Annotated in this window: 25 protein-coding genes; 10 read left to right on the top strand and 15 right to left on the bottom strand. The window is 71.7% G+C overall.

Annotated elements, in window-relative coordinates; genetic code table 11:
• Position 1: 1 nt before the first annotated feature.
• From ABZT06_RS43145 to ABZT06_RS43135, 3 genes are read right to left on the bottom strand one after another with little or no spacing between them, the layout of a single operon-like run.
• Positions 2-283, bottom strand: coding sequence for a hypothetical protein (locus ABZT06_RS43145; RefSeq protein WP_355753671.1), 282 nt, complete (start codon positions 281-283; stop codon positions 2-4).
• Positions 280-555: a hypothetical protein gene (locus tag ABZT06_RS43140; RefSeq protein WP_355753668.1), complete on the bottom strand. Its 276-nt coding sequence runs from the start codon at positions 553-555 to the stop codon at positions 280-282. Before ABZT06_RS43140 ends, ABZT06_RS43145 begins: the two co-directional genes overlap by 4 nt.
• Before the next feature lie 50 nt (positions 556-605).
• Positions 606-1,037, bottom strand: a complete 432-nt coding sequence (locus tag ABZT06_RS43135) for an ATP-binding protein (protein ID WP_355753666.1) — start codon at positions 1,035-1,037, stop codon at positions 606-608.
• Between the two features lie 204 nt (positions 1,038-1,241).
• Between ABZT06_RS43135 and ABZT06_RS43130 the strand changes: the two genes are divergently transcribed.
• Together ABZT06_RS43130 and ABZT06_RS43125 are read left to right on the top strand one after the other, a co-directional pair.
• Positions 1,242-2,096: a helix-turn-helix transcriptional regulator gene (locus tag ABZT06_RS43130; RefSeq protein ID WP_355753664.1), complete on the top strand. Its 855-nt coding sequence runs from the start codon at positions 1,242-1,244 to the stop codon at positions 2,094-2,096.
• Between the two features lie 10 nt (positions 2,097-2,106).
• Entirely contained in the window at positions 2,107-2,271 is a 165-nt protein-coding gene (locus ABZT06_RS43125; RefSeq protein WP_355753662.1) for a DUF397 domain-containing protein, read from the top strand.
• On the opposite strand, the gene ABZT06_RS43120 is transcribed toward ABZT06_RS43125, so the two are convergent.
• The gene (locus ABZT06_RS43120) at positions 2,263-3,081 is read right to left on the bottom strand and encodes an endonuclease/exonuclease/phosphatase family protein (RefSeq protein WP_355753659.1); all 819 of its coding nucleotides are present in this window, start codon (positions 3,079-3,081) and stop codon (positions 2,263-2,265) included. The genes ABZT06_RS43125 and ABZT06_RS43120 overlap by 9 nt on opposite strands.
• Positions 3,082-3,176: 95 nt before the next feature.
• Between ABZT06_RS43120 and ABZT06_RS43115 the strand changes: the two genes are divergently transcribed.
• On the top strand, positions 3,177-3,569 hold the full coding sequence (locus ABZT06_RS43115; RefSeq protein ID WP_355753657.1) for a nitroreductase/quinone reductase family protein: 393 nt from the start codon (positions 3,177-3,179) through the stop codon (positions 3,567-3,569).
• Positions 3,570-3,615: 46 nt separating this feature from the next.
• Here the strand turns inward: ABZT06_RS43115 and ABZT06_RS43110 are convergent, their stop codons facing one another.
• The 7 genes from ABZT06_RS43110 to ABZT06_RS43080 all read right to left on the bottom strand — a co-directional run bounded on the left by ABZT06_RS43110 (position 3,616) and on the right by ABZT06_RS43080 (position 11,775).
• Positions 3,616-4,152 (bottom strand): DUF3455 domain-containing protein, encoded by a 537-nt coding sequence (locus tag ABZT06_RS43110; RefSeq protein ID WP_355753655.1) that lies wholly within the window; start codon positions 4,150-4,152, stop codon positions 3,616-3,618.
• Between the two features lie 148 nt (positions 4,153-4,300).
• The gene (locus tag ABZT06_RS43105) at positions 4,301-5,779 is read right to left on the bottom strand and encodes an aldehyde dehydrogenase family protein (RefSeq protein WP_355753653.1); all 1,479 of its coding nucleotides are present in this window, start codon (positions 5,777-5,779) and stop codon (positions 4,301-4,303) included.
• Positions 5,776-7,506 carry a D-aminoacylase gene (locus ABZT06_RS43100; protein ID WP_355753651.1) on the bottom strand — a complete coding sequence of 577 codons (1,731 nt, stop codon included), beginning with the start codon at positions 7,504-7,506 and terminating at the stop codon, positions 5,776-5,778. Before ABZT06_RS43100 ends, ABZT06_RS43105 begins: the two co-directional genes overlap by 4 nt.
• A gap of 120 nt (positions 7,507-7,626) precedes the next feature.
• Positions 7,627-8,745: an LLM class flavin-dependent oxidoreductase gene (locus ABZT06_RS43095; RefSeq protein ID WP_355753649.1), complete on the bottom strand. Its 1,119-nt coding sequence runs from the start codon at positions 8,743-8,745 to the stop codon at positions 7,627-7,629.
• Between the two features lie 98 nt (positions 8,746-8,843).
• Positions 8,844-9,614: an SDR family oxidoreductase gene (locus tag ABZT06_RS43090; protein ID WP_355753647.1), complete on the bottom strand. Its 771-nt coding sequence runs from the start codon at positions 9,612-9,614 to the stop codon at positions 8,844-8,846.
• 11 nt (positions 9,615-9,625) lie between these two features.
• Positions 9,626-10,540 carry an LLM class F420-dependent oxidoreductase gene (locus ABZT06_RS43085; RefSeq protein ID WP_355753645.1) on the bottom strand — a complete coding sequence of 305 codons (915 nt, stop codon included), beginning with the start codon at positions 10,538-10,540 and terminating at the stop codon, positions 9,626-9,628.
• The gene (locus ABZT06_RS43080; RefSeq protein ID WP_355753643.1) at positions 10,537-11,775 is read right to left on the bottom strand and encodes an amidohydrolase family protein; all 1,239 of its coding nucleotides are present in this window, start codon (positions 11,773-11,775) and stop codon (positions 10,537-10,539) included. Before ABZT06_RS43080 ends, ABZT06_RS43085 begins: the two co-directional genes overlap by 4 nt.
• 341 nt (positions 11,776-12,116) lie before the next feature.
• On the opposite strand from ABZT06_RS43080, the gene ABZT06_RS43075 reads away from it, so the two are divergent.
• Both ABZT06_RS43075 and ABZT06_RS43070 read left to right on the top strand, forming a co-directional pair.
• Positions 12,117-15,101 carry a BTAD domain-containing putative transcriptional regulator gene (locus ABZT06_RS43075; RefSeq protein ID WP_355753641.1) on the top strand — a complete coding sequence of 995 codons (2,985 nt, stop codon included), beginning with the start codon at positions 12,117-12,119 and terminating at the stop codon, positions 15,099-15,101.
• 237 nt (positions 15,102-15,338) lie between these two features.
• Positions 15,339-15,518, top strand: coding sequence for a hypothetical protein (locus ABZT06_RS43070; protein WP_355753639.1), 180 nt, complete (start codon positions 15,339-15,341; stop codon positions 15,516-15,518).
• 86 nt (positions 15,519-15,604) lie between these two features.
• Here ABZT06_RS43070 and ABZT06_RS43065 read toward each other — a convergent pair whose 3' ends face one another.
• A complete protein-coding gene (locus ABZT06_RS43065) occupies positions 15,605-17,161 on the bottom strand; it encodes a FadD3 family acyl-CoA ligase (protein ID WP_355753637.1) in 1,557 nt (518 codons plus the stop codon).
• Between the two features lie 106 nt (positions 17,162-17,267).
• Here ABZT06_RS43065 and ABZT06_RS43060 point away from each other — a divergent pair, with 106 nt between their 5' ends.
• From ABZT06_RS43060 to ABZT06_RS43045, 4 genes are read left to right on the top strand one after another with little or no spacing between them, the layout of a single operon-like run.
• Positions 17,268-18,428: a lipid-transfer protein gene (locus tag ABZT06_RS43060; RefSeq protein ID WP_355753635.1), complete on the top strand. Its 1,161-nt coding sequence runs from the start codon at positions 17,268-17,270 to the stop codon at positions 18,426-18,428.
• Position 18,429: 1 nt separating this feature from the next.
• Positions 18,430-18,837 (top strand): Zn-ribbon domain-containing OB-fold protein, encoded by a 408-nt coding sequence (locus ABZT06_RS43055; protein WP_355753633.1) that lies wholly within the window; start codon positions 18,430-18,432, stop codon positions 18,835-18,837.
• On the top strand, positions 18,822-19,607 hold the full coding sequence (locus tag ABZT06_RS43050; protein ID WP_355753631.1) for an enoyl-CoA hydratase/isomerase family protein: 786 nt from the start codon (positions 18,822-18,824) through the stop codon (positions 19,605-19,607). The genes ABZT06_RS43055 and ABZT06_RS43050 overlap by 16 nt, the downstream gene beginning before the upstream one ends.
• A gap of 36 nt (positions 19,608-19,643) precedes the next feature.
• Complete coding sequence (locus ABZT06_RS43045) at positions 19,644-20,612, top strand: alpha/beta hydrolase (protein ID WP_355753629.1); 969 nt, start codon at positions 19,644-19,646, stop codon at positions 20,610-20,612.
• Positions 20,613-20,615: 3 nt separating this feature from the next.
• Here the strand turns inward: ABZT06_RS43045 and ABZT06_RS43040 are convergent, their stop codons facing one another.
• From ABZT06_RS43040 to ABZT06_RS43030, 3 genes are all read right to left on the bottom strand, one after another.
• On the bottom strand, positions 20,616-21,095 hold the full coding sequence (locus ABZT06_RS43040) for a hypothetical protein (RefSeq protein WP_355753627.1): 480 nt from the start codon (positions 21,093-21,095) through the stop codon (positions 20,616-20,618).
• Between the two features lie 34 nt (positions 21,096-21,129).
• Positions 21,130-23,481, bottom strand: a complete 2,352-nt coding sequence (locus ABZT06_RS43035) for a serine/threonine-protein kinase (RefSeq protein WP_355753625.1) — start codon at positions 23,479-23,481, stop codon at positions 21,130-21,132.
• Positions 23,482-23,651: 170 nt separating this feature from the next.
• Positions 23,652-24,404 carry a VOC family protein gene (locus ABZT06_RS43030; RefSeq protein WP_355753623.1) on the bottom strand — a complete coding sequence of 251 codons (753 nt, stop codon included), beginning with the start codon at positions 24,402-24,404 and terminating at the stop codon, positions 23,652-23,654.
• Between the two features lie 123 nt (positions 24,405-24,527).
• On the opposite strand from ABZT06_RS43030, the gene ABZT06_RS43025 reads away from it, so the two are divergent.
• Entirely contained in the window at positions 24,528-25,175 is a 648-nt protein-coding gene (locus ABZT06_RS43025; RefSeq protein ID WP_355753621.1) for a TetR family transcriptional regulator, read from the top strand.
• Positions 25,176-25,193: the final 18 nt, after the last annotated feature.

Genomic DNA, 25,193 nt, shown 5'->3' with positions numbered 1-25,193 from the left:
GTCAGTCCACCACCTGTGGATCACGGAAGTAGTAGACGACTGTCACGCCCAGACCCGGTGTGTGCGTGTACACGACCGTGATCGCCTCCGCCGAGTCGGGGGCCAGCGGGGTGGTGTACGTGTACTCCAGGGACGGAGGGCGCCAGCCGGGGATCTCCCGGCCCGCCGCCGGGTCGCGGGCGATGGCAGCGAGTGCCGCGCGGACCACCTCCCGTTCCCCCTCCGTCAGATCGCCGAACGCCTTCCTGGCGGACTCGGCCTCCTCCAGCGGGATCTCGTTCACGTACGGCCGCCTCCGCCGCGCGCGTCTTCCAGGGCCGTCATGATCTCGGGCGAGTTCCTGATCAGGACCCGGTGCCGGTAGGCACGGACCACTGCGGCGGCGCCCGCAAAGTCGTTGGTCGGCGAGGCTCCTATGGCCGTGGCCAGCTCCGTCTCGAAGCGTTCCCGGTCGCCGGGGAAGCCGTAGCGGCTGAGCGCGCTGCGCAGGTCGTCCACGGTCCGGATCGCCGGGAGGGGCATCGTTCCCCAGCCGTGCTCGGGCTGTGCGCTCATGGTCGGCTCCTGGTGAACGGACATCGATCCAGCTCCCAGTATGGCCCGGCTCACCATCCCGGCACCCCGCACTCCGCCCACAGCAGCTTCCCGCCCTTCGACGCGCCCAGTTCTCGTAGGACCGACACCCCCGTCGCGTCCGCGCAGGCCCGGACCAGGTGCAGGCCGCGGCCGTGTTCGGCGTCCGGTGCGGGGGGAGGCTGGTCGGAGGTGAAGCCCGGCGGAACGCGCGGGTCCGTGTCCCAGACGGCGACCCGGACCCGTCCGGGGGACGGCGAGAGGAGGCGGAAGGCGTACGGCTTCTTCGTGTGATAGTGCGCGTTCGCCAGCAGTTCCGCCGCGATCAGCTCCGCTGTGGGGGCGAGGTCGGGCATCTCATGTGCGGCCAGGATCAGCCTCAAGGCGCCTCTCGCGATCCCCGGGGCGCGTGGATCGTGCGGGAGATGCAGGGTGTAGTTCCAGGGCGGGGATACGGTGGCCATCGGAAGTCTCCGGTCGCTGAGGGGAGTTGGACGAGTGCCTGGTGTCTCTGCCGCGGCGTCCCACGGTGCGCTGCCAGGCGGGGTGGCGCCTGGGAACGAAGATAAGGGTCACACAAAGGTTCTTTGCGCCGATTCGAAGAAGCTCGGCGCTTTCTCCCCCGTGTGGGTGACAAGCTCGCCGCACGCCCGGTAGGAGGAGGTCTCATGGCGCCAAGGCCCGCGCCGACGGCTCGGCGTGTCCGGCTCGGGACTGAGCTGCGCAAACTCCGCGAACGGGCCGGCCTGACCTCGACCGAGGCCGCACAGCTGCTCGGCACGAGTTCGGGTCAACTCAGCAATGTCGAGTCGGCCCGGTTCGGGGTAAGTCCGGACCGTGTGCGGGCAATGGCCGGCATCTACTCGTGCACGAACCAGCCCTACATCGACGCCCTCGCCGACATGGCGGCCGAAAAGGCACGTGGCTGGTGGTGGGACGCGTACGGCGAGGTACTGCCGTCAGGACTGCTCACCCTCGCCGAGTTGGAGCACCACGCCACCGCCGTCCGTACCGCGTTCACCGCCCATATCCCCGGCATGCTCCAGACCGCCGAACACGCCCGGGAGATCTTCAGTCAGGCGATTCCGGCCCTCACCCCGCCAGAGGTCGAGCACCGCGTCTCGCACCGGATCAAGCGGCAGGACTTCGTGTTCCGGGAGAACCCGAACCCGTACAGCACGGTGATCCATGAGGCCGCCCTGCACATGCGGGTCGGCGGTCGGCGGGTGGCACGCGATCAGCTTCGGCATCTGATCGCCATGAGCCTGCGGGAGCACATCACCCTTCGCGTACTCCCCTTCGACGTCGGGGCGTTCCCCGGATCGGGACAGTCGATCAACTACCTCTGCGGCCCCGTGCCGCCGCTGGACACCGTGCAGTTGGACCAGTTCCACGGCCCGGTGCTCTTGGACGCCGAGGCCCATCTGGAGAAGTACCGGCGCCTCCTGGACGTCGTGGAGGCCATCGCCCTCAGTCCCGCGAAGTCGCGCGATCTGATCCACTCCATCATCCAAAGCCTGTGAGGGAGCCGAGATGACCACCCACGTCTGGCGGAAGTCGTCCTACTGCCAGGAGGGCGAAGCCTGTGTACACATATCCACCGACCCCGACGGCGTCCACCTCACCGACTCGGACGCCGCAGAAACCGTCATCACCGTCAGCCGCGCAGCCTTCACCGCCCTGCTGAAGTCAATCTGACCCGTCCGCCAGGTCGGCGACCACCGCCGCATGGTCCGACGGCCACACCCCGTCCACCGGCCCGTCCCCCGCGCGCCGGACGTCCAGGACGTGGCCCAGACCCGCAGGACCCGGCGGGCCCACGTGGATGTAGTCGATGCGGGCCGGCGGGGACATGCGGACGTGTGGGTTGGCGGGGTCCCAGGTCGCGGAGGGGGCCGTCGGGTCCGCGTACTCCCAGGCGTCGAGGAAGAGTTGGCCCGGCGCGGCCGGGGCTGTCCGGTAGCCGCCGAAGAGGCGGATCTCGTCGGAGTCGGGCCAGGCGTTGAAGTCGCCGGTGATCACCGGGGGGAAGTCGGTGCCGGAGCGGTGGGCGGCCACGAACTCCGCCAGTGCCGTGACCTGTTGGCAGCGGATCGCGGAGGCGGTCGGGGCCGAGGTGAGGTGGGTGGTGAAGAAGGGGATGTCGTACGACGGTCCGGCCAGCCGGGTGTGGAAGGCGAGGCGGCCGTCGTCCAGCGCGTCGGGGGCCGGCAGCCGCAGGACGGCCCGGTCGACCACCGGCCAGCGGCTCAGTACCGCGTTGCCGACCTCCACCCCCGGGTCGCCTATCCGCCGCTGCCAGCGCTCCGAGGCGGGCGACGCGGCCCACGCCCAGTGCAGGCCGAGTTCACCGGCCAGCCACTCCGCGAGGTTCTCGGAACCCGCCGACCACACCTCCTGGAGCCCGACCACGTCCGGCCGCAACTCCCGCAGCACCGCGAGGATCGCCTTCTGGCGTTCCTGCCACGGGCCGAAGCGCCACCACAGGTTCCAGGTCACCACACGCATCGCCGACACCCCTCATCCGCATGGCCGCCGCACCCTGAGATCATCGAGGCCGCCGGTCAGGATACGGAAGACAAGAGACAGGAGTCTCACCGCCCATGTCCCGCAACGCCGAGCGCAAGTACCGCGCCGCCACGGCCCTTCAGCGCCGCCTCAACCCGATCATGCGCCGACTGCCCCTGCAGACCGTCCTGGAGACCACAGGCCGCGCTTCCGGCCTGCCCCGCCGGACCCCGGTGGGCGGCAAGCGGGTCGGCGGAGCCTTCTGGCTGGTCTCGGAGTTCGGCGAGCGGTCCCAGTACGTCCGCAACATCAAGGCCGACCCACGGGTACGGGTACGCATCCGCGGGCGGTGGCACACCGGGACCGCCCATCTCATGCCGGACGACGACACCGCCGTACGCCTGCGCGGCCTTCCCCTGCTCAACAGCGCGGCTGTGCGGGCGATAGGAGCCGGACAGCTGACGGTACGGGTGGATCTCGACCAGTGACTCCCCGAGCGGCACGGCGGCGGTCCCGCTCAGAGAGTCACCCGCGTCACTTCGCCGGCTTGTAGAAGGCGTACGTCGCCGTGTACGCCACGCTCACCTGGTCCGTGCCGGTGCAGGCGGTGGTCGGTGCCACGCCGCCGGTGGTGTTCAGGCGCTGGATGTAGGAGACGCCCGCGAAGACGCCCGTCCCCCGGGTGGCGGTGGCCTGGAGGAGGAGTTCGGGGATGGTGCCGGTCTTGGGGGAGTTGGCGATCGCCGTGGCGTTCACCGCGCTGCCGTCCACCGTGGAGACCCAGACCGGGCCGCGGGAGTGGAGCGCGACCGTGCGGCCTCTCCTGTCGGAGAGGGTCGCGGCGGGCTCCAGGAGCTTCCAGGCACCGTCGGTGCAGGTGTAGGTCTGCACGCCGCGGGCCGGGTACACGCCGGTCAGCTTGTTGCCGTCGGGCACCTTGAGGGCCGCCGGGGCCTTCACGGGCCTGGGCGCGGGGTCCGAGGGGGTGGCGTGACCGGTGGTCGTGCCCAGCAGGGCGGTCGCGGCGGCGAGGCCCGCGGTGGTCAGGGCAAGTCGCTTGGTGAGCTTCAAGTCTGTTCTCCGGAACGGTTCTTGACTGGCAGTCAGGGCGACAGCAGCGGCGCCGGCGCCCTCCGCTCCGGGACTCTACGGGCCCACCGCGGGGTTACCGGCCAGTTGGCCGAACCCCGGTGACCGGACCCCGCCCCGGGAAGCCGTCTCACCCCGGCCAGACGATCGACTGCACCTCGCTGTAGGCGTGCAGCGCGTACGAGCCGCAGTCCCGACCGACCCCGCTCCTGCGGAAGCCGCCGAACGGCGCCTCCATGTTGCGGGCGACGGTGTTGACCCCGACTCCCCCGGCCCGCAGTTGTCGCGCCACGCGGAAGGCGCGGGCGACGTCCGCCGACCAGACGTAGTCGATCAGGCCGTAGTCGCTGTCGTTGGCGAGGGCGATCCCCTCCTCCTCGTCGCCGAAGGGCGTCACGGTCACGACCGGACCGAAGATCTCCTCACGGACCACGCGCATCTCCGGGCCGCAGTCGGCGAGGAGGGTCGGGGCGACGTAGAAGCCACGTGCCAGGGGCGGCCGTTCACCGCCCACGACGACGGATGCGCCCTCCTTGCGGCCCAGTTCGACGTACGACTCCACCCGCTCCCGGTGTGCCGCCGAGATCACCGGTCCGACCACCGTCCCGGTCTCCCGGGGGTCGCCCAGCTTCAACCTCCCGGCGTAACGGGCGAGTTGATCGACGAACTGCTCGTAGACGCCCCGCTGCACCAGCACCCGCGTCGGTGCCGTGCAGATCTGCCCGCTGTAGAAGGAGAAGGTGGTCCCGATCCCGGCCACCGCCGAGGCGAGATCCGCGTCCTCGAAGACGACCGCCGCCCCCTTCCCGCCCAGCTCCATGAGCTGCCGCTTCATGGACCGCCCGCACACCTCGCCGATGCGCTGTCCGACCGCCGTGGAGCCGGTGAAGCTGACCATGTCGACGTCGGGCGAGTCGACGGCGGCCTCGCCGACCTCCACGCCACGGCCGCTCACCACGTTCACGACCCCGCGCGGCACCCCGGCGGACTCCAGCGCCTCCGCCATGCGGTAGACGGAGAGGGGGTCCTGCGGGGCGGGTTTCACGACGACGGTGTTGCCCATGGCCAGGGCGGGGGCGATCTTCCCTGCCGGGTTCGCCCACGGGTTGTTGTACGAGGTGATGCAGGTGACCACCCCGACGGGCTGCCGGACGGCCAGCGCGCCCATCACCGCGGCCTTCCCCATCGGCCCGGCCTCGTTGACCTGCGGCGGGATCGCCCACTCGGCGGGCTCGACCCGCGCGTACCGCCGGAAGCGGGCGGCGGCCACACCGACCTGCATGCCCCGGGCCACACCGGTGGTCGCGCCGGTCTCGGCCTGGGCCAGTTCGGCGTACGGCACCAGGCGGGAACGGATGATGTCGGAGGCCCGGGCCAGCACGGCGCCCCGCTCCTCCGGCGTCGTGCGCGACCACGGCCCGAAGGCCTCGCGGGCCGCGGCGCAGGCCGCGTGCACCTGATCCCGCGAGGCCTCCGGAGCCCATCCGACGGTCTCCTCGGTGGCCGGGTCGACCACCGCGTAGTGCCCGCCGTCCGGCGCCACCCACTCGCCGCCGACGAACAGCCGCCGCCCGTCCGAGGAACCACCAGAACCACCCGGCGAACTCACCTCGTACTCACCGTCCGCGTGTCCCGCCCCGACCGCAGCACCCGGCCCGGCACGGCCCCGCTCACCACGTCGTCCCGGATCGCCTCGACCCCGTTGACCCACACGGCCCGTACCCCGATCGCCTTGGAGTCCAGCCGCGGACTGTCACCCGGCAGGTCGTGCACCAGGGTGGCCGTGCCCGCGGCGATCCGCTCCGGGTCGAAGAGGACGAGATCCGCATGGAAGCCCTCCTGGATCCGCCCGCGCTCCCGCAGCCCGAACAGCCGGGCCGGGTCGTCGGTGAGCATCTTCACGGCCTGCTCCAACGACGTCAGCTTCCGCCCGCGCAGACAGTCCCCGAGGAAGCGGGTCGTGTACGGCGCCCCGCACATCCGGTCCAGGTGCGCGCCCGCGTCGGACCCGCCGAGCAGGACGTCCTCGTGCTGCCAGGCCTCGGCGCGCATCGCCCAGGACGCCGGGTCGTTGTCGGTGGGCATGGGCCACAGGACCGTACGCAAGGAGTCGGCCGCGCAGATCTCGACCAACGCGTCGAACGGTTCCTGCCCGCGCTCGGCCGCGATGTCCTCCACGACCCGCCCGCTGAGCCCGCGGTTGGTGTCGCTGTAGGTGTCGCCGATGACGTACCGGCCGAAGTTGGTCAGCCGCCGGAAGACGCCGGCCTCCTTGGACTGGGACTGCCGGAGCAGTTCCCGCTGTACGTCCGGATCGCGCAGTCTCTCGATCCGCTCGGGGACGGGCAGCGCGAGCACCGGCCCCCAGCCGGGGATCAGGTTCAGCGCGCAGAAGGTGCCCAGGGACATGTTCATCGGGGTGAGGATCGGCATGGTCAGGGCGACGACCCGGCCGCCCGCCTTCTTCGCCTGCTCACTCGCGAGCAGTTGCCTCGGCACCCGCTCCGGAACGGACGAGTCGATGGTCAGCACGTTCCAGTTCAACGGCCGCCCGGCCGCCGCGCTCATCTCCGTGAACAGTTCGATCTCGGCGTCGCTGAACTGGTCGAGGCACCCGGCGACGATCGCCTCGATCTGGGTCCCCTCGTGCTCCCCGACGGCCCGGGAGAGCGCGAGGAGTTCGCCGGGCAGGGCGTGCCGGGAGGCGACGGGCTTGCCGTCCCCGTCGGAGTGCGTGGACGACTGGGTGGTGGAGAATCCCCAGGCGCCGGCGTCCATGGCCTCGTGGAACAGCCGTAGCATCTGGGCGAGTTGCTCCTCGGACGGCTGCCCTCCGACGGCGTCCGGGCCCATCACGTACCGCCGCAGCGCGCAATGCCCCACCATGAATCCGGCGTTGACGGCGATCCGTCCCTCCAGGGCGTCCAGATACTCCCCGAAGGAACTCCAGCTCCAGGGCGCCCCCTCCTCCAGGGCGACCAGCGACATCCCCTCGACCTTGGACATCATGCGGCGGGTGTAGTCGGCGTCGTCCGGTCGGGCCGGGTTCAGGGGCGCCAGGGTGAAGCCGCAGTTGCCGGCGGCGACGGTGGTGACCCCGTGATTGAGCGAGGGCGTCGCGTACGGATCCCAGAACAGCTGGGCGTCGTAGTGCGTGTGCGGATCGACGAACCCGGGGGCGAGGACGAGCCCGGAGGCGTCTTCGGTGGAGCGGGACGGCTCGGTGCCCGTCCCTATGACGGCGATGCGACCGTCACGAATACCCACGTCGGCGGTGTAGGAGGGCGCACCCGTGCCATCGACGACGGTCGCCCCTTTGATGACGTGATCAAGCATGGACGTTGCCTCCCAATCCGGGCAAGGTGGACCTACTCAGGGGCGCGGGGCTGTATCGATTTGCGGCTCCGCCGCGCGGGCGCGACCAGCCCCCACGGCCCCGCACCCGCCGACGAACGCTCAGGCCCCCTGGCGGAACCGCGTAGTCCGATGCACAGGATCCGTGTCGATCTTCGGAATCACGTGCTCCCCGATGAGCCGAATCGTCTGCAGCGTCTCCTCCTTCGGCACCCCCACCGGCAGTCCGAAGCTCAGCTGGTCCGCCCCGGCCTGCTCCCACCGCTTGCACTGCCGGACCACTTCGTCCGGGTCGCCGCAGATCAGCAGCTCCTCCTCGATGAGCAGCTCGACGAACTCCGCGGTGTACTCGGGCAGGGTCTCGGGCCACACGGGGAACCCCTCGGGCCGCGGGAACGTGTCGTGGTACCGGAAGACCAGCGAGGGCAGGTAGTGCAGCTCCCCGCGCACGGCGATGTCGATCGCCTCGGCGTGCGTCGGCGCGCAGATCGCCGTGGTCGTCACCATCACGTTGTCGTTGACGAAGTCCCCGATCGGCTCGGCGTCGACCACCGCCGTCTTGTACTGCTCCAGGACCCACTCCATGTCGGAGACCTTCTGCACGCTGAAGCCCAGCACCCCGAGCCCCTTGCGGGCGGCCATCGCGTACGACGGCGGCGACCCGGCGGCGTACCACATCGCGGGGTGCGACTTCCCGTACGGCTTCGGCAGCACCTTCCGCGGCGGGAGCTGCCAGTGCTTGCCCTGGAAGCCTACGTACTCGTCCTGGAGCCACATCTTGGGGAACTCGGCGATGGTCTCTTCCCAGATCTCCTTGGTGTAGTTCATGTCGGTCACCCCGGGGATGAACCCGAGGATCTCGTGCGACCCGGCCCCGCGCCCGCTCCCGAACTCGAAGCGGTTCTCGGTGAGATGGTCGAGCATGGCCACCTTCTCGGCCACCTTCACGGGGTGGTTGACCTGGGCGAGCGGATTGAAGATGCCCGACCCCAGGTGGATCCGCTCGGTGGCGTGCGCGAGGTAGCCGAGGAAGACGTCGTTGGCGGAGAGGTGCGAGTACTCCTCCAGGAAGTGGTGCTCGGACGCCCAGGCGTACTTGAAGCCGGACCGGTCCGCCTGGATGACGTACTCGGTCTCCTCCATCAGCGCCTTGTGCTCGGCCAGCGGGTCGGTCTCGGCGCGCTTGCCCACGTATCCCTGTACAAAGAGCCCGAATTCCAAGGCGGGTCACCATCCCCGGTCCGAATATTTCTGACGGATCGTCAGTTTCGATGTGACTGTGGCACCACCGGCATGGAGGGTCAATAGCTGACGGTCAGTCAGATGACACTGACTCCCGCCAGCCAGCCGCCGTCGATCACGAACGGCTGCCCGGTGATGTACGAGGAGTCGGCGGAGGTCAGGAACAGCGCGAGCGCCGCCACCTCCTCCGGCCGCCCGATCCGGCCGAGCGGCACGATCTTGCGGTAGAACCGGTCGAGCCCCCGGGATGCCTCCGCCCCGTCCGCCGACGGGTCCAGGACGGCCGGGTTGGACATCGCGGTGTCGACGGCGCCGGGGCACATGGCGTTCACCCGGATACCGCGCGGTGCCAGCTCCAGTGCGGCGACCCGGGTGAGCCCGAGGATCGCGTGCTTGGAGGCCGCGTAGGCGCCCACGCCCGCCATCCCGGTCACGCCGGTATAGGAAGCGGTGTTCACGATCGTGCCCCCGTCGGCCAGGACCGGCCCCACGGTCCTGATGCCGAGGAAGCAGCCGACCTGGTTGACGTTCACGATCTGCATGAACTCGTCGAGAGGCGTGTCGAGAAGGGCGTTGAAGCGCAGGATGCCGGCGTTGTTGACCAGCCCGTCGACTCGCCCGTACTCCTCGACGACGGCCTCCGTGGCCCGCCGCCAGTCGGCCTCCTGGCTCACATCCAGGTGGACGTACAGCGCCCCGATCTCCTCGGCGAGCGCCTTCCCCTGCTCGTCCAGCACATCCCCTACGACGACCTCGGCGCCCTCCGCCCGGAACAGCCGGGCCTCCTGCTCCCCCTGCCCGCGCGCCGCGCCGGTGACGAGGACGACACGTCCGTCCAGCTTGCCCATGCGGTGACTCCTCAGAGGTGGGGGGCGGTGTCGGCGCCGAACGCCGAGATCTGGTCGATGAGTTCCTTGCGGTCACGGCTGCGGAAGCGCACCTGGATCTGGTCCACGCCCATGGCGCGGTAGGCGCGCAGGGACTCGGCGAGTGCGTCCGGCGCCCCGCTGAGCGTGCGGCGGCCGACGTCCCACGTGGGCGTGCCGAGGTACAGCGGCCCGGCGATGGCCCCTACGGTGAACGGCCCTTCGACGCCCGCCTCCGCCCGCAGCCGCCGTATCCGCTCGATCTGCGCGGGGAGCCGGTCCCGGGGATCGCCCTGGGGCAGCCACCCGTCACCCTTGAGGGCTGCACGGCGTACGGCGGCCGGGGAGGACCCGCCGACCCACACCGGGACGCGGGCCTGGGTGGGCCGGGGACGCTGGCCGAGATCGGCGAAGTCGTAGAGCTTGCCGTGGTGTTCGGGGAACTCGTCGGGGCCGAGGGCCTTGCGCAGGGCGTCGACCGACTCGTCGAGGACGGCCCCGCGCCCGGCGAAGTCGACCCCGAGCGCCTCGAACTCCTCCTGGACGTGTCCCGCGCCGACCCCGAGGATCAGCCGTCCGCCGCTGAGATGGTCGAGGGTGGCGTACTGCTTGGCGGTGAGGAGCGGATGCCGCAGCCCCACGACGGCCACATGGCTGAGCAGCCGCACCCGTTCGGTCACGCCCGCCAGGTAGGCGAGGGTGGCGACCGGGTCGTACCAGACCGTGCTCATCGCGGGGGCGAGGCGGCGCGGGATCGCCACGTGGTCGCAGACGGCGATGTACGCGAACCCGGCGCGGTCGGCGGCCCGGGCGATCTCGACGAGATCCTCAGGGCCGGCGCCGGCTTCCCAGGGCTCGGCGTAGATCGTGCTCTGGGACTGGACGGGGAGCTGGATGCCGTACTTCATGCCCCGCTCCACAGCCCCTCGGGAGTGAGACCGAGCAGCTCGATGGCGTTGCCCCGCACGATCCGCTCGACCACCTCGGCGTCCAGGTGCCCCATCTGCGCCTCGCCGACCTCGCGGGACTTCGGCCAGGTGGAGTCGGAGTGGGGGTAGTCGGTCTCGTAGAGGACGTTGCCCACACCGATGGCGTCGATGTTCCTCAGGCCGAAGGCGTCGTCGAAGAAGCAGCCGTAGACATGCTCGGTGAAGAGTTCGGACGGCGGGCGGTGGACCTTGTCGGCGACGCCGCCCCAGCCGCGGTTCTCCTCCCAGACGACGTCGGCGCGTTCGAGGATGTACGGGATCCAGCCGATCTGGCCTTCCGCGTACATGACCTTGAGGTTCGGGAAGCGCTCGAACTTGCCGCTCATCAGCCAGTCGACCATCGAGAAGCAGCAGTTGGCGAAGGTGATCGTGGAGCCGACGGCGGGCGGGGCGTCGGCGGAGGTGGAGGGCATGCGGCTGCTGGAGCCGATGTGCATCGCGATGACGGTGCCGGTCTCGTCGCAGGCGGCGAGGAAGGGGTCCCAGTCGTCTGAGTGGACGGAGGGCAGGCCCAGGTGCGGGGGTATCTCGGAGAAGGCGACGGCGCGGACGCCCCGGGCGGCGTTGCGGCGGACCTCCGCGGCGGCCAGCTCGGCGTCCCAGAGCGGGATCAGGGTGAGCGGGATGAGTCGGCCCTGCGCCTGGGGGCCGCACCACTCCTCCACCATCCAGTCGTTGTACGCCTGCACGCACAGCAGGCCCAGTTCGTGGTCCTTGGCCTCGGTGAAGGTCTGGCCGCAGAAGCGCGGGAAGGTCGGGAAGCAGAGGGCGGACTGGACGTGGTTGACGTCCATGTCGGCGAGGCGCTGCGGGACGTCGTAGGAGCCGGGGCGCATCTGTTCGTAGGTGATGACCTCCAGCTTGATCTCGTCCCTGCTGTAGCCGACCGCGGTGTCGAGGCGGGTGAGGGGACGCTGGAGTCCCTCGTACAGCCACCAGTCGCCGAGGGGGCCGTCCTCGCCGGGGGCACCCATCACGGGCTTGAAGCGGCCGCCGAGGAAGCTGATCTCCTTCAGCGGGGCGCGGACTATGCGGGGGCCGGTGTCGAGGTACTTCTTCGGGAGCCGGTTCTGCCAGACGTCGGAGGGCTCCACCGTGTGGTCGTCGACGGAGATGATCTTCGGAAGTGCCGTCGTGGTCTCCATGGCGCCCACGGTAGCGCCGATCTGACGGTCCGTCAGCTGTGCCGTCAGCGGTTGTGCGGGGCGCTGGGCCGGGGTTGGGTGCGGCCACCTCCGGCAGGGGGACGGATAGGTGTCACCCGTCACTTGTGCGCGTGCCCGCACGGAACCGTCCGGCCCGCTCCCGGTGTCGTCTCGGGAGGTGGGTGCCGACGGGGGCGTCGCGGGCGTTCCTGTGCGGAAGTGTGCGAAGAGCGGGTGAGGGCCTTGTGACATCCCGCGCGTCCTCCTGTGATCAGGCTCTCCACAGCTGACGCATCCGCCATGGACAAGGCAGACTGACGGGGTTGTAAACAGGCCCTAGGGGGACGGCGATGGACGGTGTACCGCGGGTGCCGGAGCAAAGGCGTCCCGGCTCCTCGGCGGGGGCCGGGCAGGACACGGGTGCCGCGGGGGAACCCGCGCCGCTGTGCTTCTCCGTGCTGGGCCCGGTGCGCGCCCGGCGCGGTGAGGAACTGCTGAACACCGGCTCCCCCCAGCAACGCGCCCTGCTCGCCGCCCTGTTGCTGCGCGACGGCCGTACCGCGACCGCCGCCGAGCTGATCGACGCCCTGTGGGGCGAGGAGCCCCCGTCGCAGGCGCTGGCCGCCGTACGCACGTACGCCTCCCGGCTCCGCAAGATCCTCGACCCCGGCATCCTGGTCAGCGAGTCCGGCGGTTACGCGATCCGCGGGCTCGGCGAGGACGCGCTGGACCTCGCCGCCGCCCAGGAACTGGCCACCGAGGCGGAGAAGGCCCGGAGCGCCGGGGACCTGTGTCACGCGCGGGACGCCCTCGCCCGGGCCCTGGCGCTGTGGGACGGCGAGGTGCTGGCGGGCGTGCCGGGGCCGTACGCCGAGGCACAGCGCGTACGGCTGGAGGAGTGGCGGCTGCAACTCCTCGAATCCCGCCTGGACATGGACCTGGAGCAGGGCTGCCACGCGGAGGCGGTCTCCGAACTCACCGCCCTCACCGCCGAGCACCCCCTGCGTGAGCGGCTCAGGGAACTCCTCATGCTCGCCCTGTACCGCAGCGGTCGCCAGGCGGAGGCCCTCGCGGTCTACGCCGACACCCGCCGCCTGCTCGCCGACGAACTCGGCGTCGACCCCCGCCCCGGCCTGCGCGAGCTCCAGCAGCGCATCCTCCAGGCCGACCCCGGCCTCGCGGAACCCTCCTCCCCGCAGCCCGAACCGGTCGCCACCCCCGTCCGCCCCGCCCAACTCCCGGCGACCGTACCGGACTTCACCGGCCGCGCAGCCTTCGTCAAGGAACTCAGCGAGGTGCTCGCCTCCGGCTCCGAGGGCCGGGTGATGGCGGTCTCCGCGCTGGCCGGCATCGGCGGCGTCGGCAAGACCACGCTGGCCGTGCACGTGGCCCACCAGTCCCGCTCCGCCTTCCCCGACGGGCAGCTCTACGTGGACCTCCAGGGCGCCGGCGCGCGGGCCGCAGACCCCGAGACGGTCCTCGGTGCCTTCCTCAGAGCCCTCGGCACCGCCGACTCGGCGATCCCCGACTCCCTGGAGGAACGGGCCGCCCTGTACCGCTCGGTCCTGGACGGCCGCCGGATCCTCGTCCTGCTCGACAACGCGCGCGACGCGGCCCAGATACGGCCCCTGCTACCGGGCACGGAGGGCTGCGCGGCCCTCGTGACCTCCCGGGTGCGGATGGTCGACCTCGCCGGAGCCCACCTGGTCGACCTGGACGTCATGTCCCCCGACGAGGCACTCCAGCTCTTCACGAAGATCGTCGGCGAGGAGCGGGTCGCCTCCGAGCGCAAGGCCGCCCTCGACGTGGTCGCCGCCTGCGGCTTCCTCCCGCTCGCCATCCGCATCGCCGCCTCCCGCCTGGCGGCCCGCCGCACCTGGACGGTCTCCGTGCTCGCGGCGAAGCTCGCCGACGAACGCCGCCGCCTGGACGAACTCCAGGCAGGCGACCTCGCGGTGAAGGCGACCTTCGAACTCGGCTACGGCCAGCTGGAGCCCGCTCAGGCCCGCGCCTTCCGGCTGCTGGGCCTCGCCGACGGCCCGGACATCTCGCTGGCCGCGGCCGCCGCCGTACTGGACCTTCCCGCCGAGGACACCGAGGACCTCCTGGAGGCCCTCGTCGACACCTCACTGCTGGAGTCGGCGGCGCCCGGCCGCTACCGGTTCCACGATCTCGTACGGCTCTACGCGCGTGCGTGCGCCGAACGCGACGAGTGGCCACCCAGCGAGCGTGCGGCCGCCCTGTCCCGGCTCCTCGACTTCTACCTGGCCACCGTCGCGGGCGTGTACCTGATCGAACGGCCCGGGGACCGGCTGGTGGACCACCTGGCCACCCCCGAGTACCCGGGGCTGACCTTCGCCGACCGGCACGCGGCACAGGACTGGCTGTACGCCGAGGCGGTGTCGCTGCTCGCCTGCGTGCGCCAGTCCGCGGGCTCCGGATTCCTGCGGCGCGCGGTCGACCTCCTGTGGGCCGCCGTGGACCTGGCGGAGTCCGGCACCAACTCCAAGGCGTACGAAGGCGTCGCCTCGGCCCTGCGGGAGGCCGCGCGCGAGGCCCGTGACCCGGGTGCGGAGGCGCGGGCGCTGATCACGCTGGCCTACGCCCACAGCGTCACCGGCCGCTTCGACCTGGCCGACGAGGAGGCCGCCCGCGCCCACGAACTGACCGTCGCCTCCAGTGATCCGCTGGCGGGCAGCTGGGCGAACAACATCCTCGGGGTGATCGCGGTCTACCAGAGCCGCAACGACGACGGCGAGGCCCACCTCACCCGCGCCATCGAGGGCTTCCGCGCCTGCGACGACCCCACCGGCGAGGCGAGCGCCCTGTGCAACCTCTCCCGCATCCACCTGGCGGGCGGCCGCACCGAGAGCGCGGTCTCGCTGGCCCGGCAGGGCATGGAGATGTACGACGCCATGGGCCACGCCCTCAAGGGCGCCAACGCCCGGTACGCGCTGGGCCTCGCCCTCACCCAGCACGGCAGGCTGCCCGAGGCGACCGCGCGTCTCCAGGAGGCCCTGACGGTGTTCCAGGACAGCCGTCAGCGCCTGTGGGAGGGCATGTCCATGTTCCGCCTGGCGGAGGCCGACCTGGCCGCCCTGCGACCGGCGCAGGCCGCCTCGAACGCCGAGACGGCCCTGACCGTGCTGCGCGGCATCGGCGGCGACTGGCGCCGGGCCAACGTCCTCGTGGTCCTCGGTCACGCCCTGAGCGGCATCGGCCAGCCCGGCCGGTCCCAGGTCTGCTGGCGGGAGGCCCTGGATCTCTTCGAGGCCCTGGAAGCCCCGGAGGCGGACTCGGTACGGGCCCTGCTCGCACCGCTCGCCCTCGCCTAGGAGCGCCTTCCCGGGGGCCGGGAGCGGGAGGGCGCCGGAGGCCCGGGAGCGGACGTTCATCGTTCGTTTATCGGCGACCGGCACTCTCGTCCTGTCGTTCCGTCGCGTCGGGGGGCAGGCGGGTCGACCTGGACCGTTGCACTACGGTGAGCGGTCGCACAGCCGGCCCGGCGACCCTCGGGGGAGTCGCCGGGCCGGGCAACAGATCAGCATCCAACTGTCAGGGGAGGCAGTCCCATGAGCGACAAGAACACCACCGACAACATCCACGCCACCGACGTCGAGGACGAGGCGCCGGTGAGCACGGACAACATCCACGCGACGAGCGAGCCGCTCAAGGCCACGGCGCTCAAGGCGGACGAGGGCACGGCCGAGGCCGGCACGGACAACATCCACGCCACGGACGAGCCCGTCTGATCGGACTTCCTTCCCGCACGGGGATCGGCCGCGGCGGCGCGGAGGGGGAGCCGTCGCGGCCGAGGCGTGTCCGGGGGGGCGGCCGTTCAGGCCGGTCCCCGGCGCAGTTCGCCCTTGACCACCTTCCCGCTCGCGTTGCGGGGCAGCCGTGCCACGAACTCCACCGTCCTGGGCACCTTGTAGTTGGCCATCTCCCGGCGGGCCCAGGCGATCAGGTCGTCGGCGGTCAGGACCGCGTCCGGGCGGCGGACCACGTACGCCTTGCCGACCTCACCGAGGCGGGCGTCCGGGACGCCGACGACGGCCACGTCGGCCACCGCCGGGTGCAGGCCGAGGAGTTGCTCGATCTCCGCCGGGTACGCGTTGAAGCCGCCGACGATGAACATGTCCTTCAGCCGGTCGGTGATCCGCAGGTTGCCCGCCGCGTCCAGGACGCCGATGTCGCCGGTGCGCAGCCAGCCGTCCTCGGTCACCGCCTCCGCGGTGGCCGCCTCGTCCTGGTAGTAGCCGCGCATCACGTTGAAGCCGCGGACCAGGACCTCGCCGGGCTCCCCGTCCGGCGCCTCGACCCGCACCTCCGTCCCGGGGATGGCCCGCCCGGACGTCGACGCGATCACCGGCAGCGGGTCGCCCCGCCGGCACATCGTGACGATGCCGCTCGCCTCCGAGAGGCCGTACGCGGTCAGGACGGTCTCCACGCCCAGCTCGCCGTGCAGTTGCTCGACCAGTCTGAGCGGCACCACCGCCGCGCCCGTGACCACCAGGCGCAGCGCGGACAGGTCGTGGGAGGGGCGCGCCGGGTGGTCCAGGAGCGACTGGTGGAGGGTGGGCGGGCCGGGCAGCACCGAGACCCGTTCCGCCGCGATGTTGGCCAGCACGGTGTCCACGTCGAACACCGGCTGCGGGATCATCGTCGCGCCGCGCATCAGACAGGCGATCACCCCGGCCTTGTAACCGAAGGTGTGGAAGAAGGGGTTGACGATGAGGTAGCGGTCGCCGTGCCGCAGTCCGGCCAGCTCGCACCAGACGTCGTACGCCCGCAGTGTCTGCTCGTGGGTGATCACCGCGCCCTTGGGGCGGCCGGTGGTCCCGGACGTGAAGACGATGTCCGAGGGCCGGTCGGGGGCCACGGCGGCGGCCCGCGCCCGCACCTCCGCCTCCCCCACCGCGTCCCCGCTCGCCAGGAAGTCCTTCCACGTGCGGTAGTCGGCGGGGGCGTCGTCCGAGAGCACCACCACCTGCTCCAGGTCCGGCAGCCCCGGCCCCTCCGCGACCGCCCGGCGCAGGGAGGCCACGTACGAGGTGCCCAGGAAGGTGCCGGTGACGAACAGCAGCCGAGTGCCGCTCCTGCGCAGCACGTCCGCGGCCTCGGTGCCCTTGAAGCGGGTGTTGAGGGGGACCAGGACCGCCCCGGCCGACACCGCGCCGAGCGCCGAGACCATCCAGTCCAGGGAGTTGGGGGCCCAGACGGCCACCCGGTCGCCCGGCCGCACGCCGTTCGCGACGCACGCGGCCGCCGCCCGTTCCACGCGGGCCCCCAACTCGCCGTACGTGATGCGGTTCCGGCCCTCGACGACCGCCTCCGTGGCGGCGTACCGCCGCGCGGCCCAGCCGACCAGCTCCGGGATGCTCCGCCACTCCACATCGGCCTCCCCGAAAAGCGGAAACGCGTTAGCTGACTACCCGTCAGATTAGCTGTAGCCTGACGGGCTGTCAGCAGGCCTCACAGTGTGCGGAGGTGCGTGCAGCGTGACCCTCAAGGACGCCACGGCGATCGTCGGCATCGGACGGACCCCGTTCGCCAGACGCCTCGCCGAGGACGAGAGAACCCTGGCCTGCCGGGCCGTGCTCGCCGCCCTCGACGACGCCGGGATCGACCCGGGCGAGGTCGACGCCCTGGCCTCGTACACCATGGAGGAGACGGACGAGGTCGAGCTGGCGAAGGCCGTCGGCTTCGGCGACCTCACCTTCTTCAGCAAGGTCGGTTACGGCGGCGGTGGTTCGTGCGCGACGGTCGCCCACCTCGCGGCGGCGATAGCGAGCGGCCAGGCCACGGTCGGGGTCGCCTGGCGGTCCCGCAAGCGCGGCTCGGGCCCCCGCCCCTGGACCAACACCACCGTCCAACTCCCCACCCCGGCCCAGTGGACGAGACCCTTCGGCCTGCTCCGCCCCGCCGACGAGATCGCCATGCTCACCCGCCGCTACATGCACGAGTACGGCGTAACCCGCGACCACCTCTTCAACGTCGCCCTCGCCTGCCGCAACCGCGCCAACCAGAACCCGGCCGCGATCATGTACGACCGCCCGCTGACCCGCGAGATGTACATGACCTCCCGCTGGATCAGCGAGCCCCTGTGCCTCTTCGACAACTGCCTGGAGACCGACGGGGCGTTGGCGTGCGTCCTGGTCAGCAGGGAGCGCGCCCGGGACTGCCCGAACACCCCCGTCTACGTCCACTCCGCCGCCCAGAGCCTGCCCGCCCAGCACCACGGCATGGTCAACTACTGGAACGACGACCCGCTCACCGGACCCGCCTGGACCGCCGCCCGGCACCTGTGGAAACACGCCGACTTCACCCCGCAGGACGTCGACGTGGCCCAGATCTACGACGCGTTCACCGCCCTCGTGCCGCTCTCCCTGGAGGGCTACGGCTTCTGCGGACGCGGTGAGGGCGGCGCCTTCACGGAGGGCGGCGCCCTGGAGACCGGCGGACGGCTGCCGATCAACACCGGGGGCGGGGGGCTCTCCGAGGCCTACGTGCACGGCTTCAACCTCATCGACGAGGGTGTCCGGCAGCTGCGCGGGACCAGCACCGCCCAGGTCCCGGACGCCGCGACCTGCCTCGTCACCGCCGGCGAGGGCGTCCCCACCTCCGCCCTGCTGCTGACCAACCGGACCAACGGGAGCTGACATGCTCGAACCGGTGAAGGACGCCACGGGCGCCCCCTTCTGGCAGTACGCCGCCCGGGGCGAACTGCGCGTCCAGGCCTGCGCCGACTGCGGCGAACTCCGTTTCCCGCCCCGGCCCTGCTGCCCGCACTGCCGGTCCTTCGGGACCGAGTGGCGGCCGGTCTCCGGGCACGGCCGGATCTGGTCCTACGTCGTCCCGCACCCACCCCTCCTCCCCGACTACGCGGCGCAGGCGCCGTACAACGTGATCGTGGTCGAACTGGAGGAGGCACCTCGGGTACGGCTGGTCGGAAACCTGGTCAGCGCGGCGGGGGCGCCGCTCAACTCCCTTGACCCGCACCGGATCCGGATCGGCGCCCGGGTGCACGTGGTGTTCTCCGACGGGCTTCCGCAGTGGGTGCTGTCGTGACCGGCCTGCGGGTCACCGCCGACAAGGACACCGGGGTCGCCGTCGTCACCCTCGACCGGCCGCACCGGCTGAACGCCATCGACCTGGAGACGCGGGACGCACTCGTCGCCTGCTGGGGGGAGTTGCGGTGCGACGACTCCGTACGGGCCGTGGTCCTCACCGGCGCCGGGGAGCGGGCGTTCTGCACCGGCCTCGATCGGGACGCCGAGGTTCCGCAGCCGAACTCCCCCTACATGGCGGACGATCCGCTCCTGCGGGCCGGCCCCAAATCCAACGACCTGTGGAAACCGGTCATCGCCGCAGTGAACGGGATGGCCTGCGGGGGCGCCTTCTACCTCCTCGGCGAGAGCGACTTCCTCGTCGCCGACCCCGGCGCCACCTTCTTCGACCCGCACACCACCTACGGCATGGTCAGCGCCTACGAGTCGGTGCTCATGGCGCAGGTCATGCCGCACGGGGAGGCCGCCCGGACGGCGCTGATGGGGACGGCGGAGCGGCTCTCCGCCGAGCGCGCCCACGCCATCGGCCTGGTCACCGAAATCACCGCACCGGGCGGGGCGTCGGCGGCCGCGACCGCCGCCGCCGAGATCATCGCCGGGTATCCGCCGGAAGGGGTGCAGGGCACCGTCCGCGCGCTCTGGGCGGCCAAGGAGGCGGCCGTGCAGCGGGGGTTCGCACAGGCGCCGCACCTGGTCGCGCTCGGCAACCTCCCCCCGGAGCGGCAGGCGGAACTGTTCCGTTCGCGACAGCCCGGGTTCCGGTTGCGTTAGCAATTTCGGTGTCCTATACAGGCGTATGCTCGCCTCATGGTTGAACATCGCATGGTCGACGTGAACGGCATCCGGCTGCACATCGCGGAGGAGGGCGAGGGGCCGCTCGTCGTGCTGCTGCACGGTTTCCCGGAGTCCTGGCACTCCTGGCGCCACCAGTTCGGCCCGCTGGCCGCCGCCGGGTTCCGGGTGGTCGCGCCCGACCAGCGCGGATACGGCACCAGCGACCACCCCGACGACGTGTCGGCGTACAGCATCTTCCATCTGGTCGGGGATGTCGTCGGTCTCGTCCACGCGCTGGGCGAGGAGACGGCGTTCGTCGTCGGGCACGACTGGGGGGCGCCGGTCGCGTGGCACACCGCGCTGTTCCGGCCGGACGTGGTGCGCGGGGTGGCCGGGCTGAGCGTGCCGCCGCCGTTCCGGGGTGAGCGGCCGCCGCTCACGACCATGCGGGAGCGGTTCGGCGGGCACTTCTACTGGAACTACTTCCAACAGCCCGGGATGGCCGACGCCGAGTTCGGCGCCGACCCCCGATCGGCCCTGCGCAGGCTGCTGGTCGGAGCCTCGGGCGACGGCGAAGGCGGCGGGCGTTACGAGCAGGCCCTGGTGACCGACCTGGACCGCGGCTGGCTCGCGGACATGCCGGACCCAGAGGAGCTCCCTGACTGGCTCACCGAGGCCGACCTCGACGAGCTCACCGAGAGCTACGCCAAGGGCTTCACCGGTGCCCTCAACTGGTACCGCAACCTGGACCGCAACTGGGAGCTGACCGCGCCCTGGCACGACGCGAGGGCCACCCCGCCCGCGCTCTACCTGTACGGCGACCGCGATCTGGTCCCGGCCTTCCCCGGCACCCCGGAACTGATCGAGCGCCTGCCGGAGTTGATGCCGAACCTGGTCCGCGACCCGGTCCTGCTGCCGGGCTGCGGCCACTGGACCCAGCAGGAGCGGCCCGGCGAGGTGAACGCGGCGCTGGTGGAGTTCCTTACGGAGCTGCGGGGCTGACGGTCAGTTCACCAGGTCGGCTGCCGGTTCGACCCAGCAGTGGTCGAGCTTCGCCAGAACGGCCTGGCCGGTCGGCACCTTGATCTTCGACGTGCCTCTGCCGGACACCGAGACCTGCTTGTCCCCGGAGTTCAGCGTCCGGCCTGCGGCGTCGGTGAAGGAGAACGCGACCTCGAAGGTGCCCCGGCGGCTGTTCGGGTTGCTGACCTCGATCGTCGTGTACGGGGTCGCCTTCGTCGCGCAGCTCACCACCGTCGCCGTGCCGTCCTGGAGCGTCGAGGCGCGGCGGGTGCCGGTGGTGCGGGCCGGCGTGTAGCTGTCGTGGTCCTGGCTGGAGCTGCTGCACCCCCCGCCGCCGTCACTGTCCCGGTGACTGCTCTTGTGCCGCCCGCCGCTCTTGTGACCGCTGGAGAACCCCGTCAGCGCGAGGACCACCGTCGCCGTGACCGCCGTAAACCTGAGAACACGCCCCCGTGAATGCATGTGATCACTCTAATGGGCGCCACCGACATCCCGCTCAGGTCGCCCTGGCCGTCCCCGTCCCCTTCTCCGCGTCCAGGGCGTACACGCAGCGGTCCTTGCTGCACGCGTACACGACCCCGTCCCTGACCACCGGCGAGCCGGTGATCTCCCCGCCGGTCGCGAGCTTCCAGCGCAGGCGGCCGTCGTCGGCCTTCAGGGTGTAGAGCAGATGGTCCGTGGACCCGAAGTGGATACGGCCCTCGGCGACCGCGGGGGCTCCGACGATGTCCCCGCCGGCCTGGAACCGCCACTTCGGCGTACCGGTGACCGCGTCCAGCGTGTACAGGCCCTTGCCGCTGCCCACGTGGACATGGCCCGCGGCCACCAGCACCGGCTCGACCGATGCCCGGGCCTCGGTGGCGATGCGCCAGCGGTCGCGGCCGTCGGTCGCGTCGAGGGCGTAGACCGTGCCGAGGTAGTCGGCGAGGTACACCCCGCCGCCCGTCACCGCGGCCCCCGGCACGAAGGTCGGCGCGCACAGGAAGACCGCCGGGGCCTCGAAGTGCCAGCGCACCCGTCCGCTCGCCACGTCGAGGGCCATGACCCGCGTCCCGGCCGAGATGTACACGAACCCGTCGTGGGCCTGCGCCACCCGGACCGGCACCCCGCCGCAGGAGGCCGCGTCGCCGATGGGGAAGGCCCAGCGCTCCTTGCCGGTGCGGGCGTCCAGGGCGCGCAGGCGGCCCTCCTGCCAGACGTAGACCGTGCCCTCGTGGAGCGCGGGTCCGGCCTCGGGGGACTCGAAGTCGGTCTGGCAGCCGGCGATCTCCCAGAGCTTCTGCCCGCCCGAGGCGTCCCACGCCTGGACGCCACCACCGCGCGTGCCGGTGACGACCGTGCCGTGCTCGGCCTTCAGGGAGTACACCCAGGCGTCGGTGCCGAGCCGCCACTGGTCGGCGCCCTCGCGAGCGTCGAGGGCGAAGAGGGTGGGGCCGTCGGAGGCGTGGATACGGCCGTCCGCGACCGCCATCGACCAGGCCACGTCCCGCGTCTTGAAGCGGCGGCGGCCGGTGCCGACGTCCAGGGCGTGCACCTCGAAGGAGGTGACGTAGACGAGGTCCCCGGCGACGGCCGGGGTGCCCCACACGTCGTTCGACATGCGGAACCGCCAGGGCCGCCAGCCGGCCGCGGTCTCCGGCGGCGCGGGCGGGGGCGCCGGTACGGCCGGGCCCACGGCGGCGTCGGTGCCGTTGACGCCGGGACGCGGCCGCGACCAGGAGGCGACCAGGCCGGCCTCCGGCGGGGGCGCCTTCACGGCGGCGGCCCGGGCGTCGGCGACGCGCGGTCCGGGCCCGATGGGCACCTGGGCGCCGGCCAGGCGCACCGGGCCGGTGTCGGGGGCGCCCACGGGGACGGGCGCGGGCTGTGGCGGGTCGTAGGCGGGCGGCGGCGGTACGGCGGCGGGGCGGCCGCCTCCGCTGCGGGCACCGCCGGTCTGGGTGGGTGCGGGGCGCCCGCCGCGCCGCGTCTCGATCATGGCGACGGCCTTCTCGGGCAGCCACGCCGACGCCGTACCGCTGTCGTCCGAGCCGGAGCCGTAGAGGTGGGGCGCCAGCTGGGCCTGGAGGTCGGCCGGGTTGGGGCGGGCCGTGGCGTCCATCTGCATGCAGGACTCGATGAGCGGACGCAGCTCGTCCGGGAGGCCTTCGAGGTCGGGTCCCTCGCGCAGCAGCATGAAGACCGTCTCGACCGGATTGGCGCCGTGGAAGGGCGGGTGGCCGGTGGCGGCGAAGACCAGCATGGAGCCGAGCGAGAAGACGTCGCTGGCGCCGGTGACGCTGCGGGAGTCCTTGGCCTGCTCGGGGGACATGTAGGCGGGGGTGCCGACGGCGACGTTCGTCATCGTCAAACGGGTGTTCGAGACGCCGGACGCGATACCGAAGTCGATCACCCGGGGGCCGTCCTCGACCACCAGGACGTTGGAGGGCTTGAGGTCACGGTGGACCAGCCCTGCGCCGTGGATGGACTGCAGGGCCTCGGCGACGCCTGCCGCGAACCAGCGCACCGCCTGGGCCGGGAGCGGCCCGCACTCGTTCACTATCTCTTCGAGGGAGGGCGCGGGGACGTACGCGGTGGCCAGCCACGGCACGGCCGCACGCGGGTCCGCGTCGACCACGGCCGCCGTGTAGAAGCCGGAGACCGCCCGGGCCGCCTCCACCTCGCGGGTGAAGCGGACGCGGAAGAGCTGGTCCTCGGCGAGCTCCGTACGGACCGTCTTGATCGCCACGCGCCGGCCCGACGCCGAACGCGCGAGATAGACCAGCCCCATGCCGCCGGCACCGAGCCGTCCCAGCACCTCGAACGGCCCGATCCTGCGCGGATCGTGCTGCGTCAGCTGATCCACCACTCTGCCTGCCACCTCCCCGTACAAGCCGCGCCACCCACATATGTACGCGACCCCGTGCAGCGTCTCACCACCGCACCGCCATGGCGGCACGCAACCCTGATTCTTCCTGGCCGGAGGCCTGGTGGCGAACCCGGGGTCAAATGGGGTGTCTCGCCTCAAAGCGGAATCTTCTACCGCTCCGATCGCTCCGACCGCTCCAGAATGGCGAACGACGCCCCCTGATTGTCGGTGACGACGGCCACTTTTCCGTACGACGTCTCGAATGGCGGCGCCTGGACCCGCCCACCGAGCCGGCTGACCGTCCCGAGCACGCTCTCGCAGTCCTCGACGGCGAAGTGCACGAGGAAGTGGGGCGGCATCTCGGCGGGGAAGACGTCCGAGACGGGGGCTCGGCCGAAGTCGGGGTGCGCCTCGGGCCCGAAGAGGGCGTCGTGGAAGAGCCCGCCGTAGAAGGTGTTGGCGGCCTCGGTGTCACGCGCGTACAGCTCGGCCCAGGCGAAGGTGCCGGGCTCGTGCCGGACACCGAAGCCGGGGTGGCGGCCCGGCTCCCAGAGACCGAAGACCGCCCCCTCCGGGTCGGTGACCAGCGCGGACACACCCAGGTCCGCCACCGGAACGGGCGCGGTGACGACCTGTCCGCCGGCCGCCCAGATCCGGTCGGCGAGGTTCTCGATGTCCGGGGTGGCGAAGTAGACCGTCCACACGGTGGGCATCCGGCCGTCCGTCTTGTGGGCGAGGGCGGCGACGGGGCGGCCCTTGTGGTGGGCCCACACCGAACCCTCGTCGGCGTCCTCGAAGGTCCACCCGAAGAGCTCACCGTAGAACCGCCGTCCGGCGGCCACGTCGGGCAGCTGCGCGTCCACCCAGCAGGGGACGCCCTCGCCGTATCCCGTTCCGTCTGCGGATGCCCTGTTTTCGGCCATACCGTCAAAGTAACGGCGGCGCACGCACCCCGCAGGACCAGGCACACCCGCCTCCCGGACCTCGTGCACCCCATTTGCAGTCGGCCGAATCGCGCTCCGATCACCCCTCGGTAAGCTGACGACATGACAGGACAAGTGCGTACCGTCGACGGCCGCGTGGCCGGCCGGCGTGGGCAGGCGACCCGGCAGAAGCTGCTCGACTGCCTCAGCGAGATGCTCAGCTCCTCCCCTTACCGGGACGTCAAAGTCATCGATGTCGCCCGGAAGGCGGGCACGTCGCCCGCGACCTTCTACCAGTACTTCCCGGACGTCGAGGGCGCCGTCCTGGAGGTCGCCGAGCAAATGGCCACCGAGGGCGGCCAGTTGACGCGGCTGCTCGAAGGGCGGTCGTGGGTCGGCAAGGCGGGCTGGCAGACCGCGCAGGAACTCGTGGACGGTTTCCTGGAGTTCTGGCGGAAGAACGACGCGATCCTGCGCGTGGTCGACCTCGGGGCCGCCGAGGGCGACAAGCGCTTCTACAAGATCCGCATGAAGATCCTCAACTCGGTGAACAACTCCCTTTCGGACGCCGTCGCCGAGCTCCAGGCCAAGGGCAGGGTCGACAAGGACGTCAACCCGGCCGCGGTGGCCGGTTCGCTCGTCGCGATGCTCGCGGCGGTGGCCTCGCATCAGAAGGGCTTCCAGAGCTGGGGGGTCAAGCAGGCCGAACTCAAGCCGAATCTGGCGCTGTTGGTGCACCTGGGCGTGACGGGCAAGAAGCCGACGAAGTAGCGTCCCTGTTTCGAGTCC

It is taken from the genome of Streptomyces sp. NPDC005483 (assembly GCF_040606035.1).
Taxonomy (GTDB): domain Bacteria; phylum Actinomycetota; class Actinomycetes; order Streptomycetales; family Streptomycetaceae; genus Streptomyces.
Note: the sequence above shows the minus strand (reverse complement) of the source record. Positions and strands in the feature narration are given on the sequence as shown.